The sequence below is a fragment of the Microvirga terrestris genome (assembly GCF_015694425.1).
In the GTDB taxonomy this organism is placed as follows: Bacteria; Pseudomonadota; Alphaproteobacteria; order Rhizobiales; family Beijerinckiaceae; genus Microvirga; species Microvirga terrestris.
In genome coordinates this window covers 73,761-89,230 of the sequence record NZ_JADQDN010000008.1, presented here as the reverse complement: position 1 = coordinate 89,230, position 15,470 = coordinate 73,761, and the positions used below count along the sequence as shown (strand labels likewise).

Below are 15,470 nucleotides of genomic sequence, written 5' to 3'. Positions count from 1 at the left end.
GCGTGCTCAATCCTGTCTGCTATGCGATCGTTTCAAGGCGGCCTGCGCTCAAGGCATCTTCTCTCGAGGGCGGCAAACCGCTAAACATGCTGAAATCATCCTTATCGAGACCCTTGGAAGAGAACCATGGCCAAAGCCCGCACCCTCTATGACAAGATCTGGGACGATCACGTCGTCGATCAGCAGGATGACGGGACGTGCCTTCTCTACATCGACCGCCACCTTGTCCACGAGGTGACCAGCCCGCAGGCTTTCGAGGGCCTGCGCATGACCGGCCGCAAGGTGCGCCAGCCGCAGAAGACGCTCGCCGTCGTCGACCACAACGTGCCGACCTCGGACCGCTCGCACGGCATCGAGGATCCCGAAGCCGCCACCCAGGTGGCGGCCCTCGCCCAGAACGCCAAGGATTTCGGCGTTGAATACTATAACGAGCTCGATACCCGCCAGGGCATCGTCCACGTGGTCGGCCCCGAGCAGGGCTTCACGCTGCCGGGCATGACCATCGTGTGCGGCGACAGCCACACCTCGACCCACGGCGCCTTCGGCTCGCTGGCCCATGGCATCGGCACATCCGAGGTCGAGCATGTGCTCGCCACCCAGACGCTGATCCAGAAGAAGGCCAAGAACATGCGCGTGACCGTGGACGGGCAATTGCCCGCCGGCGTCACCGCCAAGGACATCATCCTGGCCATCATCGGCGAGATCGGCACCGCTGGCGGCACCGGCCACGTGATCGAATATGCGGGCGAAGCCATCCGGGCGCTCTCGATGGAAGGCCGCATGACGATCTGCAACATGTCGATCGAGGGCGGTGCCCGCGCCGGCATGGTGGCGCCCGACGAGAAGACCTACGCCTATCTCAAAGGCAAGCCCAAGGCCCCGCAGGGCGAGGCCTGGGACGCGGCGGTGCGCTACTGGGATTCCTTGCGCACGGACGAGGGTGCGTTCTTCGACAGCGAAATTCGCCTCGATGCCGCGAATCTTCCGCCCATCGTGACCTGGGGCACGAGCCCTGAGGACGTGGTCTCGATCGCCGGCGTGGTGCCGAACCCGGACGACATCCAGGACGAGAACAAGCGCCGCTCCAAATGGCGCGCGCTGGAATACATGGGCTTGACCCCCGGCACGAAGATCACCGACATCGCCCTCGACCGCGTGTTCATCGGCTCCTGCACCAACGGGCGCATCGAGGACCTGCGGGAAGTGGCCAAGGTGGTTGAGGGCAAGCGCGTGGCGGAAAGCGTCAGCGCCATGATCGTGCCCGGTTCCGGCATCGTGAAGATGCAGGCGGAGGCCGAGGGCCTGGACAGGATCTTCAAGGCGGCCGGCTTCGACTGGCGCGAGCCCGGCTGCTCCATGTGCCTGGCCATGAACGCTGACCGGCTGGCCCCGGGCGAGCGCTGCGCCTCCACGTCGAACCGCAACTTCGAGGGCCGTCAGGGCTTCAAGGGCCGCACCCATCTCGTCTCGCCCGCCATGGCGGCGGCGGCGGCGATCGCGGGTCGCTTCGTGGACATCCGCACCTTCGGCTGATCCACTGCGTCAGAAGAAACGAAAAGGCCGTGACTCGGGAGAGCCACGGCCTTTTTCTGCATGAAGCTCTTCGCGCTTAGTCCACGTAGACCCGGCGGCCCGCCGTCACCTGACGGCAGCTTTCGACCGGGCGGCGGACGACGACGCCATTCCGACGGACGCGCTCCTCCATCACCGTGCGGCACACGGTGCGGGTGCGGGCGGGACGCACCACGCGACGCTCGATGATGCGCTCCCGATACTCTGGGCGATTCTGCTCCAGACGAACGCCGCCAGGGCCGATCCGCACGTCAACGCCTTGGGCCGACGCCGCGCCGGCGCCGAAGAAAGTCAGCCCGGCCACAGCCAGGACACCGATAATCGTACGCATTGTTGCCTCTTCAAGAATTGGTTATCCGGGGCTGTTAACGGCTGGGCGCTCAAGGCGTTCCGTTGCGAAGGGACCGTTCAGGCGCCATGGTGAAGCCAATGTTAAGCCGAGAGAGACCAATGAACGACCGGAAGCACGAAGCTCGTGAGGCCACTGAGGCCCGCGAAGCGCTGGAGCGTGTGCAGCGGGACACGGAGACCCTCGGATCCTCGGCGCTCGCCCGCATGGGCCGCCGGGCGGGCGATCATTTCGGCGCCAAGGACGCCATGGATCCGGAGGGCGGCACGGACCCGATCGAGCTCTGGGGCCGGCGCATCGGGCGCGCCCTGTCCCTGATCGGCGTCGTGATCCTTGGTTTCTGGCTCCTTGTTCAACTCGACATCCTTTGAGCCCATGACTGATCTCGCCGCCCTCCAGGCGCCCTCCCTCGACGATATGGAAGCCCTGGCGCAGGATGCCTATGCCCGCCTGCCGGCCGAATTCCGCGCCCTATGCGAGGGCGTGGTGATCCGGGTCGAGGATTTTCCCGATGACGAGACCATGCGCGAGATGGACTGCGAGACGCCCTTTGATCTTCTGGGCCTCTTCCGCGGCATCGGCCTCGCCCAGGGCGGCGCCATGATGCAGACCGGCCAGTTTCCCAACATGGTCTGGCTCTACCGCCGCCCGATCCTCGATTACTGGGCCGAGCACGAGGAAAGCTTAGGCCACATCGTCACCCATGTGCTCGTCCACGAGATCGGCCATCACTTCGGCCTCTCCGACGAGGACATGGAGGCGATCGAGGCGGCGGCCTCCTGAGCCTCATAAAATTGCGCCGGCAGCCCTCCAAACGACAATCCTTTGCGTTCCGCGACCATCCTGGCCCTAGCCGATTTTGGAACCCTTTGATATGAGGCACCCGAGAGCGGCCTTTTTCGCCGCCCGAAGGAATGAGGACCATGGACAAGTTCACCGTGCTGGAAAGCGTCGCGGCGCCGCTGCGGATCATCAATATCGATACCGATATGATCATCCCCAAGCAGTACCTGAAGACGATCAAGCGCACGGGGCTCGGCACCGGCCTTTTCTCGGAGATGCGCTACCGCGAGGACGGCTCGGAGAACCCGGATTTCGTCCTCAACCAGCCGGCCTACCGCAATGCAAAGATCCTGGTGGCGGGTGATAATTTCGGCTGTGGCTCATCCCGCGAGCACGCCCCCTGGGCGCTGCTCGATTTCGGCATCCGCTGCGTGATCTCCACGAGCTTCGCCGACATCTTTTATAACAACTGCTTCCAGAACGGCATCCTGCCGATCCAGGTCTCGCCGGAAGACCTGGAGAAGCTTTTCGACGACGCCAGCCGCGGCGCCAACGCCACGCTGACAGTCGATCTCGAAAACCAGGAGATCCGCGGCCCCGACGGCGGCAAGATCACCTTCGATATCGACCCGTTCAAGAAGCACTGCATGCTCAACGGCCTCGACGGTATCGGCCTGACCATGGAGAAAGCCTCCGCCATCGACAGCTTCGAGAAGAAGCTCTCGGAGCGCGCCTGGGCTTAAGATATCATCCTCGGCGACACGAGGATGAGCGATGACAATAGCCAAACCGCGGGTTCTTGATCGCGCCGACTGGGCAACCCACCCCGACCTTTTCTGGAAAGGCCATGTAGAGGGGTACACCCTCGGCACCGGCGCGACCGTGCTGTTCTATTCTACGGAAGAGGTCGGCGGCGGGCCGAAATGGCATGTTCACCCCTATGACGAGATCTTCATCATCCGCGAGGGGAGGGCGCTCTTCACCGTGGGCGAGGAGCGTTTCGAATGCGAAAAGGGTCAGGTCGTTTTCGGCCCAGCCCATGTTCCGCACAAATTCGTCAATCTCGGCCCGGGGCGGCTGGAGACCACCGACGTTCATGTGAGCGACCGCTGGATCCAGTGCAATCTTCCCGATCCGGAGATCGAAGCCGGTTCATGACAAAAGCGTGAGGCGCAGCCCCGTTTCCACAAGATTAACCCAATTCCCTGCAATGTGCCGGGCATGAAGACATTCCTTGCCTCCACCCTCCTCGTCCTCGCAGGCCTCGGCCTCGCCACGCCGGCCACAGCCCAGGCCGATTTCGGCTCCTGCCTTGCCGGCCTGAGATCCCAGGCCGCCGCCAAGGGCATTTCCGGCCAGGCTTTCGACTCTGCGACCCGCGGCATCGCGCCCGATCTGACCATTCTCGAGCTCATGAGCAATCAGCCCGAGTTCAAGACGGCGATCTGGGACTATCTCTCGGCCCTCGTGGACGACGAGCGGGTGCAGGACGGCCGCACCGCCATGCGCCAATGGGGCCAGGCCCTGGCTTCGGCCGAAGCCCGCTTTGGCGTCGACCGCCACGCGATTGCCGGCGTCTGGGGCGTGGAGTCTAATTTCGGCAAGGACATCGGCGGCCGGCCCCTCGTGCAGTCGCTCTCGACCCTTGTCTGCTATGCGCCGCGCCGCAACGAGTATTTCAAGGGCGAGCTGATGGCGACGCTCAAGATCGTGCAGGACGGGGATATCAACCCGGCCAATCTCCGCGGCTCCTGGGCCGGCGCCTTCGGCCACACCCAGTTCATGCCCTCCACCTTCCAGCGCCTCGCCGTCGACGGTGACGGCGACGGGCGCCGCGACATCATGGCCTCCGTGCCGGATGCGGTGCATTCCACGGCGAACTTCCTCCGGAAAGCCGGCTGGGTGAACGGCCTGCCCTGGGGTTACGAGGTGCGCCTGCCGGCGAATTTCAACCAGGGCTTGGCCGGACGCAAGAACAAGAAGCCGCTGAGCACCTGGGCCGCCATGGGCGTGCGCCGCGTCGACGGGCGCCCGCTCGAAGGCAGCTACGCGGCAGGCATCATCATCCCGGCGGGTGTGAACGGCCCGGCTTTCATCGTTACCAAGAACTTCGACGCGGTCTATTCCTACAACGCCGCCGAATCCTATGGGCTCGCCATCGCGCTCTTGGGGGATCGCATGAAGGGCCTTCCCGGCATCCAGACCGCCTGGCCGACCGACGATCCGCCGCTGTCGCGCGCGCAGCGCCGCGAGCTGCAGCAGCTGCTCACCGCCCGCGGCTACGATGTGGGCGAGCCGGACGGCAAGATCGGCTCCAAGACCCGCGAGGCGATCAAGGACGTGGAGCGCCGCATCGGGCTCGAGCCCCGCGGCCGGCCCGGCGGCAAGGTGCTGGAAGCTTTGAGGGGCTGAGGCTTCGCCCGATTAGCTGGTTGCGGTGGCGATGCGTTTGGAGTTGAACTGCTCCCATGCTCATCGCCATTCTTACCGACATCCACGGCAATCGCGAGGCGCTCTCCGCCTGCCTCGCCCATGCGCGCCTGCTCAAGGTCGATCGCTTCGTCCTTCTCGGCGATTATGTCGGCTACGGAGCCGATCCTGCCTGGGTGGTCGACACAGTCAGGACCCTTGTGGATCAGGGCGCCGTCGCGCTGCTGGGTAACCATGATGCCGCCATCGACGGTTCCGACGAGGACATGAACAGCACGGCCCGCGAGGCGATCCAGTGGACCCGCGGCCAGCTCGGGCCCGAGCAGCGCCGGTTCCTGGCCGATCTTCCCCTGACCCATGAGGATGGGAATGTCCTCTATGTCCATGCCAATGGCTATGCCCCGAAGAGCTGGGACTACATGGACGGGCCTATGGCAGCGATCCGGCATTTCTCCCGCGTCGAGGCGCACATCACCTTCTGCGGCCATGTGCATGTGCCCATGCTCTACCACATGAGCACCACCGCGAAGGTGGGCTCCTTCTCGCCGGTGGCCGACAACGACATCCCGCTGCTGCCGACCCGCACCTGGCTTGCCGTCATCGGGGCCGTCGGACAGCCGCGCGACGGGGTGGCGGCAGCGAACTACGCCATCTTTGACACGGCCCGCCAGACCCTGCGCTACCTGCGCGTGCCCTATGACACGGCCACGGCCGCGCGGAAGGTGCGGGAGGCGGGCTTGCCTGAGAAGCTCGCGCTTCGTCTCGAACAGGGCCGCTGACGCATGCGCTGGCGCCTTGAACCCGGCATGCTGATCGATGGATTCACGCTGCAGGAGCACATCAGCACCGGCGGCATGGCGCTGCTCTGGACCGTGACCCGTGAGGATGACCCGACGCCGTTGGTCATGAAGATCCCGCTGCTCCTCGACAGCGACGATCCGCTGCCCATCGTCTGCTTCGAGACCGAGCAGATGATCATGCCGCGCCTCTTGGGCCCGCATGTGCCTCGCTTCGTGGCGGCCGGTCCCCTTGACCCGATGCCCTACATCGTCATGGAGAAGATTCCGGGCGAGTCCCTGAAAGCGCGCTTGGACGAGGTGCCGCTTCCCTGGCCGGAAGTCGTCGCCATCGGCGCGAAGGTAGCCCATGCGCTGCATGACCTGCATCTGCAGAAGGTCATCCATCTCGACATCAAGCCGAGCAACGTGATGATCCGCGAGACGGGCGAGGCCGTGCTCATCGATTACGGCTTCGCGCGGCACGAGCAATTGCCCGATCTCCTCGCCGAGGAGTTCCGTGAGCCTTTCGGGACTACGCCCTACATGGCGCCCGAGCAGGTGCTGCAGGACCGGGCCGACCCCCGCAGCGACCTCTTCGCGCTTGGCGTCATGCTGTACTTCTTCGTCACCGGCGAGCGCCCCTTCGGCAACCCGCGCGGCGGCCAGATCAGACGCCGTCTGTGGCGCGATCCAGTACCTCCGCGGGCCCTGCAGCCCGACTGTCCGTCATGGCTGCAGGAGACCATCCTGCGCTGCCTTGAGGTCGACCCAAAAGATCGCTACGCGACGGCCGCCCAGCTCGCCCTCGACCTGGACAATCCTGACCAGGTGAAGCTCACCGAGCGTGCTGAGCGGTTAGCTCGCGACAGCGGAATGAAAACATTCCGGCGCTGGCTGAAAGCGCGGAATGCGCAGCCGCTCGAGACGCCAAACATCGCCGGCCAGCTCTTCCGGGCGCCCATCGTGCTCGCCGCCGTCGATCTCTCGCCCGGAGCTGAGGATCTGGCCGAGTCCCTGCGCCTGATGGTGCAGCGCGTCCTGTCGCTCGAAACCGAAGCGCGCATCGCCTGCGTCAACATCCTGAAAACCTCGCGCATTGCCGTCGACATCCTGGAGGATGCAGAGGGCAACAGCCTCCATGTCCAGCGCCTCGTGCAGCTCAAGCACTGGGCCTCGTCCTTGGAGATCCCGAAGGAGCGGATTTCCTACAGCGTGCTGGAGGCGCCCGATCCGGCGGCGGCGCTCGTCGATTACGCCCGCCGCAACAATGTCGACCATATCGTGATCGGTGCCAGGGCCTCCTCGGCGCTCAGGCGCTACCTGGGGAGCGTCTCGTCCCAGGTGGTTGCAGAGGCGCCCTGCTCGGTGACGGTTGTGCGGACGCCCAGAGACCGCAGGGAGGCGAGCGGCTGACGGTCTTCGCCTAACGGCCAACGCGATGAATGCTTGCCAAGGCAAGGGTCGCGCGCCTAAACCCTCCCGTCATGGCCGGACGTGTTCCGGCCATCCACGTCTCAGCGTTAGCCGGTGATTTTCCTGAGCCCTCATCCTGAGGAGGCGCGAAGCGCCGTCTCGAAGGAGGGTCCGGAGAGCACTGGAATCTCCTTCGAGACGCAGCCTAGCGGCTGCTCCTCAGGATGAGATCGTGCAAGGCAGAGACGAGAACATGGATCCCCGAGACAAGCCCGGGGATGACGAAGCACAATCGAGCAAGGACACCGATCATGGCAACGCACAAGCTTCTCCTTCTCCCCGGCGATGGCATCGGCCCCGAGGTCATGCGCGAGGTCGAGAAGATTGTGGGCTGGTTCCGCAAGCGCGGCGTCGGCTTCGAGACTGAGACGGATCTCGTCGGCGGCTCGGCCTATGACGCCCACGGAGCGTCGATTTCCGAAGACGCCATGAAGCTGGCGCAAGCAGCCGACGCGGTGCTCTTCGGCGCGGTCGGCGGCGCGAAGTGGGACAGCGTGCCTTACGCGGTGCGCCCCGAGGCGGGTCTGCTTCGCCTGCGCAAGGATCTCGGCCTCTTCGCGAACCTGCGCCCGGCGATCTGCTATCCGGCCCTGGCCGACGCTTCCTCGCTCAAGCGCGAGGTGGTGGAAGGCCTCGACATCATGATCGTGCGCGAACTCACCGGCGGCGTCTATTTCGGCGAGCCGAAGGAGATCGTGACGCTTGAAGACGGTTCCCAGCGCGCGGTCGACACCCAGATCTACCACACCTATGAGGTCGAGCGCATCGCGCGCGTCGCCTTCGATCTCGCCAGGAAACGCCGTAACAAGGTCTCTTCGGCGGAAAAATTCAACGTGATGAAGACCGGTGTGTTCTGGCGCCAAGTGGTCACGCGTATCCACAAGGCGGAGTTCTCCGATGTCGCGCTCGAGCACGTGCTTGCCGACAACTGCGCCATGCAGCTCGTGCGCTATCCGAAGCAGTTCGACGTGATCGTCACCGACAACCTGTTCGGCGATATCCTGTCGGATATCGCGGCCATGCTCACCGGCTCGCTCGGCATGCTGCCCTCCGCTTCGCTCGGTGCGGAGGATCCCAAGACAGGCCAGCGCAAGGCGCTCTACGAGCCCGTGCACGGTTCCGCGCCGGACATCGCCGGCAAAGGCCTCGCCAACCCCATCGCCATGATCGGCTCCTTCGGCATGGCGCTACGCTATTCCTTCGGCCTTCTCGACGAGGCTGATCGCCTGGACCGGGCCATCGCCAACGTGCTGGCCTCCGGCACCCGCACCAAGGACATCGCAGCCCCCGGGGCCAATGCGGTGGGCACCCAGGATGTGGGCGACGCCATCGTCAAGGAGCTGGAAGCCCAGTCCTAACAGCAAAAGCCCGGGTCATGCCCGGGCTTTTCGTGTCAGGAACGATCTATCGGATCGAGCCTGTCGCCTCGACATCCGGAACGCCGAACATGGGGAACGGGTTGCGCGCGCCGATGAACGGTCCGCCGATCGGATCGGGCAGGGCGCCTTCGAAGCGCTCACGCTGGTTACCCCAAGGGGGGTTCGCTACGGAGGAGATCATCGGCGCCGTGACGTAGCGGTTCATCGAGCCGACCGGCGCCACCGGGCCCGGATCGAGGAAGCTGCGGGGCTGCACGCGAAGAACGAGGGGACGGTCCTGTGCCTGTGCGTCCGTCACGGGGACGGTTGCGAGCGCAGCCAGGGAAGCGAGACCCAGAAAGGCAAAGAGGCGCATGGTAAAACCTCCAGAAGGGGCGCTCCAATCTCTGCCATCGGCGCGCCGGCGTTGTTACGCTTGAATACTGTCAGAACAAGCCGACCATCGTTAAAATGGTTCCGTTCACTCATGGCGTTCACTGCAAGGTGAGAAGGACAGCGTGCGATGCAGCACAAGCGCGAAGGGCGAAAAGGCCTCGAAGGCAAGGGCGGCTTGAGCCTACTGGGCGATGTGCCCCTCGTGGCCGAGACGCCCGAGGAGCTTCTCAATGACGAGACGACGCCGATTGCGCGCTTCTTCGTACGCAACAACGGCCTTCTTCCTGAGCTGGTGACGGATGCAGACGGCTGGACCCTCACGGTCGACGGCGAGGTGGAGCGCCCGCTGAATCTCTCGCTGGCGGAACTCAAGAGCCGCTTCCCGCAAAAAACCTTCCGCATGGTGCTCGAATGCGGCGGTAATGGCCGCTCGTTCTTCGAGCCCAAGGCCGAGGGCAATCCCTGGACCCATGGCGGCGTCGGCTGCGCGGAATGGACAGGCGTTTCGTTGGGCGACGTGCTGCGGGAGGCGGGCCTGAAGGAAAGCGCGCTCTTCACCGGCCATTTCGGCGCCGATCCCGACAAGCACGGCAGCCACGAGCAACAGGCCATGTCCCGCGGGGTGCCCATCGCCAAGGCCATGGAGGGCCACACGCTTCTGGTATGGGCCATGAACGGCGAGACGCTGCCCTTCATTCATGGCGGTCCGTTGCGCCTTGTCGTGCCGGGCTGGCCCGGTTCGCTCAGCCAGAAATGGCTCAAGCGCATCTGGATCCGCGACCGGGAGCATGACGGTCCGGGCATGACAGGCCTGTCCTACCGCCTGCCGGTCCGGCCCCTGGCGCCCGGGGCGGACGGCAAAGATGTGGAGAACCGCATCATCGAATCGATGCCCGTGCGCAGCATCGTCACGGCGCCGGCCGATGGCAGCCATTACCCTGCAGGCACGCGCATCATCGCCATTCGCGGCGCGGCCTGGGCCGGCGATGACGAGGTGGCGCGGGTCGAGGTGACCGTCGATGGCGGCGCGACCTGGACCGAGGCCACAATGACCCCGCCGCGCAACCGCTATGACTGGACGCGCTGGCAGGTGTCTCTCGCCCTGCCTGAGGATGGCTTTTACGAGATATTCGCCCGGGCCACGGACTCGAAAGGGCGGGCGCAGCCCTTCCGCGCCGCGAACTGGAATCCGAACGGCTACGGCTGCAACGTCATGCACCGGGTGGCGGTTACGGTCGGGCCGGAGGCTTGACGGAAACCGAAGCGGTGCGGGCAACAGGTCCGCAGGCTTCCATCCGGCTGCGTTCGGCTTTGGCAAAGACCGCCTTCAGGGACGGGCTGGTACCGCCGGCCAGGGTCATCCCGTCGATGAAGCAGACAAGCTGCGCGTCATCGGGCAAGGAGGAGCCGCAGAGCCAGCCCTGGAAGCTGAAATCGGCGTCCGCATCGGAAAAGCGGAAGGCCTGACAGGTCTGCTCGCCCTTGGCTGCCAGGGTCAGGGGAGCGGCTTCCAGGGTGCCGAACTTTGTCGCCACCAACCGGCCCTGGCCCTGATGCGCCACGGCCAGGCCCGCACGGGCGGCCCGGCGCACGATGTCGATATAGAAGCTGCCCGCACTCTCAGGCTGTCCCTGTACGAGCGATACCTGGGCATAGCGAAAATCGCCGAAGCGGCCGAGGATCAGAGTGTCCTCCCGCGCGCCGTTCGTGTGCTGGCGCGCTTCCGCGGTGATAGAACCCGGAGCCCCGGCGAGAGCATAGGGGGCAGGGGAGGCAGGGACCGGCTTCCAGGCCGGTGCGGGCGCGACCAGGACTGAGGAGGGCACTTCCTTGGCGCGCTCGGCCGGGCGGCGTGCCGGTTCAAGCTGCAGGGCGAGATAGGCAAGGCCCGCGATGCTGCAGAAGGACATCAGGACCACCCGCAGCCAGGACGACGGCCTGCGCCTCAGGCGACGGGCTGGGCGCTCGTCGACCCAGTCGGCGAGATCATCCTCGTCCCATTCGGCATAGCCCGCCCTCGGCATCGCGCCACCACTCAGATCCACGGATCACGTCATCACCGTGTTCTACCGTGACACTGGCCAGGGTTCGAAAGGTTTTGCTAAGCAAGGTAAACCAAAGCTTAAAGCGCTGAGCCCCGATGTCCGAGACTGTCGTCCGCCTTGCCACCTTTGAAGATGCGTCCGATATCGCGGCGCTGATTCGCGCCCTGGACTTGCACTATGGCGGCCCGGAGGTGGCGCAGCCCCTCGAGCCCACGCAAACCATGGTCGAGCGCTCGATGCGGGAACAGGAGGGCACCCGCTATGCCCTTGCCTGTCGGAGCGGGCGCCCGGTGGGTCTGGCCTGCTTTGCCGTGCTGCGGCCAGGCTTCAAGCTGTCGGGGCTTCTCTTCATCAAGGAACTCTTCGTCGAAGGCGAGGCCCGGGGCCAAGCGGTGGGGGGCGTGCTGATGCGCTGGCTGGCGGATCATGCCCGGGCGCAGGGGCTCACGCGTATCGACCTCACTACGGATGGCACCAATACCGGGGCGCAGGCGTTCTACGAGCGCCTCGGGGCCGAGCGAATGAACAAGGTCTTCTACCGCTTCAATCTCTCGACCGATGTACTGACGGGCGATTGAACGCACGGAGCCCAAGGAAACGCTTGACGAAAGCGTGTCTTTGGTGTGTTTCTGGCGCGATCAAAGCCGCAACCAGGCTTTGGATGGACGATGGCAATGGCGCTGCTCACCCAGACGACGAGCAAAACGAAAACCGCCAAATGGTTTGGAAAAACCTCGGCTGTGAAAACAGCCGAATAAGCCTCGTCGTCCCCGGTCCTCTCTCCCACGGGGCGAGAGGCGACACCCGAGCAGGGTTTTCAAGTTTTCCGGGGAGAGCCGCAACAGGAGAAGTCACATGGGTTTCAAGATCGCCGTCGTCGGTGCGACCGGCAATGTGGGCCGCGAGATGCTGAGCATCCTCGCCGAGCGGGCCTTCCCGGCCGACGAAGTGGTGGCTTTGGCCTCCCGCCGCAGCCAGGGGTCGGAAGTCTCCTTTGGCGACAAGATCCTGAAGACGAAGACCCTCGACACTTACGACTTCTCCGATGTCGATATCTGCCTCATGTCCGCCGGTGGCGAGGTCTCCAAGGAGTGGTCGCCGAAGATCGCCGCTCAGGGGGCGGTCGTGATCGACAACTCCTCCGCCTGGCGCTACGACCAAGACGTGCCCCTGGTGGTGCCGGAGGTGAATGCCGAGGCGCTACGCGACATGAAGAAGGGCATCATCGCCAACCCGAACTGCTCCACGGCCCAGCTCGTCGTGGCCCTCAAGCCGCTCCATGACCGCGCCACCATCAAGCGGGTGGTCGTTGCCACCTACCAGTCCGTTTCCGGCGCCGGCAAGGACGGCATGGACGAGCTCGACCGCCAGACCAAGGCGCTCTACTCGCTCCAGGACGTGCAGGAGAAGAAGTTCCCCAAGCGCATCGCCTTCAACCTGATCCCCCATATCGACGTGTTCATGGAGGACGGTTACACGAAGGAAGAGTGGAAGATGATGGCCGAGACCAAGAAGATTCTCGACCCGAAGATCAAGCTCACCGCAACTTGCGTGCGCGTGCCGGTCTTCATCAGCCACTCGGAAGCCGTGAACGTGGAATTCGAGAACCCGATCAGCGCCGACGAGGCCCGCGACATCCTGCGGTCGTCGCCAGGCGTCATGGTGGTCGATAAGCGCGAGCCCGGCGGCTACATCACCCCACACGAGGCCGCCGGCGAGGACGCCACCTACATCTCCCGCATCCGCGAGGACATCACGGTGGAGAACGGCCTGTCGTTCTGGTGCGTCTCCGACAACCTGCGCAAGGGCGCAGCGCTGAACGCGATCCAGATCGCGGAATCCATGGTCAATCGCGGCCTGCTGAAGGCCAAGAAGCAGGCGGCTTGATCGATCCGCAAATCTAATGAAAAGGCCGCCTTCGGGCGGCCTTTCTGTTTCAAGCCTCCGACAGGCTCTCACGATAGCTGAAGAAGTCGAAATCCGCCGGGAATGCGCGCCCAGTCATGTCATGCGCGGCCATGCCCACGAAGGCTCCCGTGAACGAGCCGTGGGCGCCGGGACCTGCCTCGTCGGACAGGATGCTCGCATCGAGAACCGGTCCGACCGGCGTCCAGGCCTTGCCGTCCTGGGACCACCGGAATTGCAGCTCCGCCAGACGCACATCGACGCCGAGATGGACCGGACCGTTGTCCGGCAGAGGGAGATCGCTCTCAAGCGCATAGGTCATCAGCGCATCGGGATGATCCCCAAGGCACGAGATGACCTGAAGCACGCGCCGTCCGTCGTCATCGGCGGAGACGGCGAGATAGTGGAAGCGGGCGCGGTCGTAGTAGCAGATCAGTCCTGCCAGCTGCTGGTAGGTCTCGGGCTCGAATTCCAGCGATGTTTCGGCCGAATAGACCCAGGAGGTCTGGCGGCGGGCCACCAGCGCCTGCTCGAACCAACTGCCGATCGACTCGCGGCCGTAGAGCCTAAGATGGCCGGCCCGCGCCGAGAGCGAGAAGATGCGGTCCGGCTCAGGCGTACGCAGCCACTGGAACGCGGAGGGCAGTTCGGTCTCGTCGAAGTCGTGGCCCTCGGGCTCGGGCGGGAAGGGATGCGGCGGAAGGTTTGGTCCTTCAACCTCGACGGCCGGTACCTGCCCGCCCTGCGCCAGATGTAGCCATCCGTCCTCGCTCCAGACCACCCGCTGGATGCTCGTCTCGCGGCCCAGAGGCGAGCGCCGCGTTCCCGGCAGGGGGCGGCTGCACAGATGGGTGTGGAACACCTCGCCTGTTGACGTCTCCACATAAAAGCCGTGGCCCGCGCGCTGGAGCGGCGCATCCGGCGCGTCCTTGCTGGTGATGAGATGGATGTTGGGATGAAGCTCGTAGGGACCGTCGATGGTTCTTGAACGCGCCATCGTGACCGCATGGTTGTAGGCGGTGCCGCCCTCGGCCACGGTCAGATAGTACCAGCCGTTGCGCTTCCACAGATGCGGTCCTTCGACGAGACCGAGCGGGCTGCCCTTGAAGATGTTCCTGATGGGCCCGACGAGGCGCTGTTCTTTTGTCGAGTATTCCTGCAGCAGGATGCCGTCGAACGAAGAGCGGCGGCGGCGGTGATCCCATACCATGTTGACGAACCACTTGCGGCCGTCATCGTCGTGGAACAGGGACGGGTCGAAGCCCGAGGAATTCATGTAGATCGGATCCGACCACGGGCCTTCGATGGACGGCGCGGTTACGAGGTAGTTATGCGTGTCCTTGAAGTTGCCGAGGCGGCGCTTCACGTCGGTGTAGATCAGCCAGAACAGGCCGTCCGCATAGGTGAGGGCCGGCGCCCAGACGCCACAGCTGTCGGGATTGCCCCGCATGTCGAGCTGAGTCTTGCGGTTCAGCGGACGGGAAGCCAGCCGCCAGTTCACGAGATCGCGGGAGTGGTGGATCTGCACGCCCGGATACCACTCGAAGGTGGAGGTCGCGATGTAGTAATCGTCGCCGACCCGGCAAAAGGCCGGATCCGGATTGAAGCCCGGCAAGATGGGATTGCGAATGATGGCCATAGATCTTTCCGGTGAACCGACGGGAAGGCGAAGGATCGTACAGGCGGCCGAGGAATCCTAGCCTTTGACCTCCCGGGCGGAAAACATCGACACGCGCTCCGGCAAGTCGTCCACGGCCGGCCTGAACTCGCCGGTTTCGGGATCGCGCACCAGCAGCACACCGTTGGCAACACCGAAATAGGCGCCGTGGAGATGCAGCTTGCCGCGCTCCACCAGGATGCGCACGCAGGGGAACGTCATCAGGTTCCGGAGGCTGTGCTCGATGGCGGCGAGTTCGAGCCGCGGCAGGTATTCTTCCAGGTTGCCGTCATGCGGCCCCAGCTTTTCGCCCGCAGGCCCGATCATGCTCATCCAGCGGCCGATGAAATCGCCCGGCGACAGCGGAGCCGTATCGTCCGCAAAGGCCCGGATGCCGCCGCAGCGGGCATGGCCCAGCACCACGATGTGCTTCACGCGCAGCGCCTGCACGGCGAACTCAAGGGCCGCGGACGTGCCGTGAAACTCACCGCCGGTCTCGAAGGGCGGAACGAGATTGGCTACGTTTCGCACCACGAACAATTCGCCGGGGCTCGCATCGAAGATGACTTCCGGCGACACCCGGCTGTCGCAGCAGCCGATCACCATCACCTCCGGCGACTGGCCTTTTTCAGCAAGCGTCTCGAAGCGGTTCTTCTCGCGCGGGAAGCGGTCATCGAGAAAAGCGCGGTATCCTTCGGTCAGGCGGGTCGGGAACATGGGTCG

At 64.8% G+C, this 15,470-nt stretch carries 17 protein-coding genes; 12 read left to right on the top strand and 5 right to left on the bottom strand.

The genetic code is table 11. From position 1 onward, the window contains the following. Positions 1-126: 126 nt before the first annotated feature. Entirely contained in the window at positions 127-1,533 is a 1,407-nt protein-coding gene (gene leuC / locus I2H36_RS15655; RefSeq protein ID WP_196264831.1) for a 3-isopropylmalate dehydratase large subunit, read from the top strand. 76 nt (positions 1,534-1,609) lie between these two features. On the opposite strand, the gene I2H36_RS15650 is transcribed toward leuC, so the two are convergent. Then, complete coding sequence (locus I2H36_RS15650) at positions 1,610-1,903, bottom strand: hypothetical protein (RefSeq protein ID WP_196264830.1); 294 nt, start codon at positions 1,901-1,903, stop codon at positions 1,610-1,612. Between the two features lie 119 nt (positions 1,904-2,022). Between I2H36_RS15650 and I2H36_RS15645 the strand changes: the two genes are divergently transcribed. The 8 genes from I2H36_RS15645 to leuB all read left to right on the top strand — a co-directional run bounded on the left by I2H36_RS15645 (position 2,023) and on the right by leuB (position 8,744). Then, positions 2,023-2,292: a hypothetical protein gene (locus tag I2H36_RS15645; protein ID WP_196264829.1), complete on the top strand. Its 270-nt coding sequence runs from the start codon at positions 2,023-2,025 to the stop codon at positions 2,290-2,292. A 4-nt stretch (positions 2,293-2,296) separates the two neighbouring features. Then, positions 2,297-2,704, top strand: coding sequence for a metallopeptidase family protein (locus tag I2H36_RS15640; RefSeq protein WP_196264828.1), 408 nt, complete (start codon positions 2,297-2,299; stop codon positions 2,702-2,704). 140 nt (positions 2,705-2,844) lie between these two features. After that, positions 2,845-3,447 (top strand): 3-isopropylmalate dehydratase small subunit, encoded by a 603-nt coding sequence (gene leuD / locus I2H36_RS15635; RefSeq protein ID WP_196264827.1) that lies wholly within the window; start codon positions 2,845-2,847, stop codon positions 3,445-3,447. A gap of 31 nt (positions 3,448-3,478) precedes the next feature. Next, on the top strand, positions 3,479-3,862 hold the full coding sequence (locus I2H36_RS15630; protein WP_196264826.1) for a cupin domain-containing protein: 384 nt from the start codon (positions 3,479-3,481) through the stop codon (positions 3,860-3,862). Positions 3,863-3,925: 63 nt separating this feature from the next. Beyond that, a complete protein-coding gene (locus tag I2H36_RS15625) occupies positions 3,926-5,116 on the top strand; it encodes a lytic murein transglycosylase (protein ID WP_196264825.1) in 1,191 nt (396 codons plus the stop codon). A gap of 56 nt (positions 5,117-5,172) precedes the next feature. Continuing rightward, complete coding sequence (locus I2H36_RS15620; RefSeq protein WP_196264824.1) at positions 5,173-5,913, top strand: metallophosphoesterase family protein; 741 nt, start codon at positions 5,173-5,175, stop codon at positions 5,911-5,913. Between the two features lie 3 nt (positions 5,914-5,916). Beyond that, on the top strand, positions 5,917-7,326 hold the full coding sequence (locus tag I2H36_RS15615) for a serine/threonine protein kinase (RefSeq protein WP_196264823.1): 1,410 nt from the start codon (positions 5,917-5,919) through the stop codon (positions 7,324-7,326). Between the two features lie 311 nt (positions 7,327-7,637). After that, positions 7,638-8,744, top strand: a complete 1,107-nt coding sequence (gene leuB, locus I2H36_RS15610) for a 3-isopropylmalate dehydrogenase (RefSeq protein ID WP_196264822.1) — start codon at positions 7,638-7,640, stop codon at positions 8,742-8,744. 46 nt (positions 8,745-8,790) lie between these two features. On the opposite strand, the gene I2H36_RS15605 is transcribed toward leuB, so the two are convergent. Beyond that, the gene (locus I2H36_RS15605) at positions 8,791-9,120 is read right to left on the bottom strand and encodes a hypothetical protein (protein ID WP_196264821.1); all 330 of its coding nucleotides are present in this window, start codon (positions 9,118-9,120) and stop codon (positions 8,791-8,793) included. 147 nt (positions 9,121-9,267) lie between these two features. On the opposite strand from I2H36_RS15605, the gene I2H36_RS15600 reads away from it, so the two are divergent. Next, positions 9,268-10,392, top strand: coding sequence for a sulfite oxidase (locus tag I2H36_RS15600; protein WP_196264820.1), 1,125 nt, complete (start codon positions 9,268-9,270; stop codon positions 10,390-10,392). Here I2H36_RS15600 and I2H36_RS15595 read toward each other — a convergent pair. Next, positions 10,370-11,185 carry a hypothetical protein gene (locus I2H36_RS15595; RefSeq protein WP_196264819.1) on the bottom strand — a complete coding sequence of 272 codons (816 nt, stop codon included), beginning with the start codon at positions 11,183-11,185 and terminating at the stop codon, positions 10,370-10,372. The two genes, I2H36_RS15600 and I2H36_RS15595, sit on opposite strands and share 23 nt — an antisense overlap. A gap of 95 nt (positions 11,186-11,280) precedes the next feature. On the opposite strand from I2H36_RS15595, the gene I2H36_RS15590 reads away from it, so the two are divergent. Both I2H36_RS15590 and I2H36_RS15585 read left to right on the top strand, forming a co-directional pair. Continuing rightward, complete coding sequence (locus I2H36_RS15590) at positions 11,281-11,763, top strand: GNAT family N-acetyltransferase (RefSeq protein ID WP_196264818.1); 483 nt, start codon at positions 11,281-11,283, stop codon at positions 11,761-11,763. A gap of 277 nt (positions 11,764-12,040) precedes the next feature. Continuing rightward, a complete protein-coding gene (locus I2H36_RS15585; protein ID WP_196264817.1) occupies positions 12,041-13,072 on the top strand; it encodes an aspartate-semialdehyde dehydrogenase in 1,032 nt (343 codons plus the stop codon). Between the two features lie 49 nt (positions 13,073-13,121). On the opposite strand, the gene I2H36_RS15580 is transcribed toward I2H36_RS15585, so the two are convergent. Continuing rightward, on the bottom strand, positions 13,122-14,729 hold the full coding sequence (locus I2H36_RS15580) for a glycoside hydrolase family 43 protein (RefSeq protein WP_196264816.1): 1,608 nt from the start codon (positions 14,727-14,729) through the stop codon (positions 13,122-13,124). A gap of 57 nt (positions 14,730-14,786) precedes the next feature. After that, positions 14,787-15,464, bottom strand: coding sequence for a carbonic anhydrase (locus I2H36_RS15575; RefSeq protein WP_196264815.1), 678 nt, complete (start codon positions 15,462-15,464; stop codon positions 14,787-14,789). Positions 15,465-15,470 lie beyond the last annotated feature (6 nt).

Coding starts and splice junctions, on each gene's coding strand:
- I2H36_RS15645 (WP_196264829.1), top strand. CDS start 2,023: ATGAACGACCGGAAGCACGAAGCTCGTGAGGCCACTGAGGCCCGCGAA.
- I2H36_RS15650 (WP_196264830.1), bottom strand. CDS start 1,903: ATGCGTACGATTATCGGTGTCCTGGCTGTGGCCGGGCTGACTTTCTTC.
- I2H36_RS15630 (WP_196264826.1), top strand. CDS start 3,479: ATGACAATAGCCAAACCGCGGGTTCTTGATCGCGCCGACTGGGCAACC.
- I2H36_RS15640 (WP_196264828.1), top strand. CDS start 2,297: ATGACTGATCTCGCCGCCCTCCAGGCGCCCTCCCTCGACGATATGGAA.
- leuD (WP_196264827.1), top strand. CDS start 2,845: ATGGACAAGTTCACCGTGCTGGAAAGCGTCGCGGCGCCGCTGCGGATC.
- I2H36_RS15580 (WP_196264816.1), bottom strand. CDS start 14,729: ATGGCCATCATTCGCAATCCCATCTTGCCGGGCTTCAATCCGGATCCG.
- leuC (WP_196264831.1), top strand. CDS start 127: ATGGCCAAAGCCCGCACCCTCTATGACAAGATCTGGGACGATCACGTC.
- I2H36_RS15600 (WP_196264820.1), top strand. CDS start 9,268: ATGCAGCACAAGCGCGAAGGGCGAAAAGGCCTCGAAGGCAAGGGCGGC.
- I2H36_RS15625 (WP_196264825.1), top strand. CDS start 3,926: ATGAAGACATTCCTTGCCTCCACCCTCCTCGTCCTCGCAGGCCTCGGC.
- I2H36_RS15590 (WP_196264818.1), top strand. CDS start 11,281: ATGTCCGAGACTGTCGTCCGCCTTGCCACCTTTGAAGATGCGTCCGAT.
- leuB (WP_196264822.1), top strand. CDS start 7,638: ATGGCAACGCACAAGCTTCTCCTTCTCCCCGGCGATGGCATCGGCCCC.
- I2H36_RS15615 (WP_196264823.1), top strand. CDS start 5,917: ATGCGCTGGCGCCTTGAACCCGGCATGCTGATCGATGGATTCACGCTG.
- I2H36_RS15575 (WP_196264815.1), bottom strand. CDS start 15,464: ATGTTCCCGACCCGCCTGACCGAAGGATACCGCGCTTTTCTCGATGAC.
- I2H36_RS15585 (WP_196264817.1), top strand. CDS start 12,041: ATGGGTTTCAAGATCGCCGTCGTCGGTGCGACCGGCAATGTGGGCCGC.
- I2H36_RS15620 (WP_196264824.1), top strand. CDS start 5,173: ATGCTCATCGCCATTCTTACCGACATCCACGGCAATCGCGAGGCGCTC.
- I2H36_RS15605 (WP_196264821.1), bottom strand. CDS start 9,120: ATGCGCCTCTTTGCCTTTCTGGGTCTCGCTTCCCTGGCTGCGCTCGCA.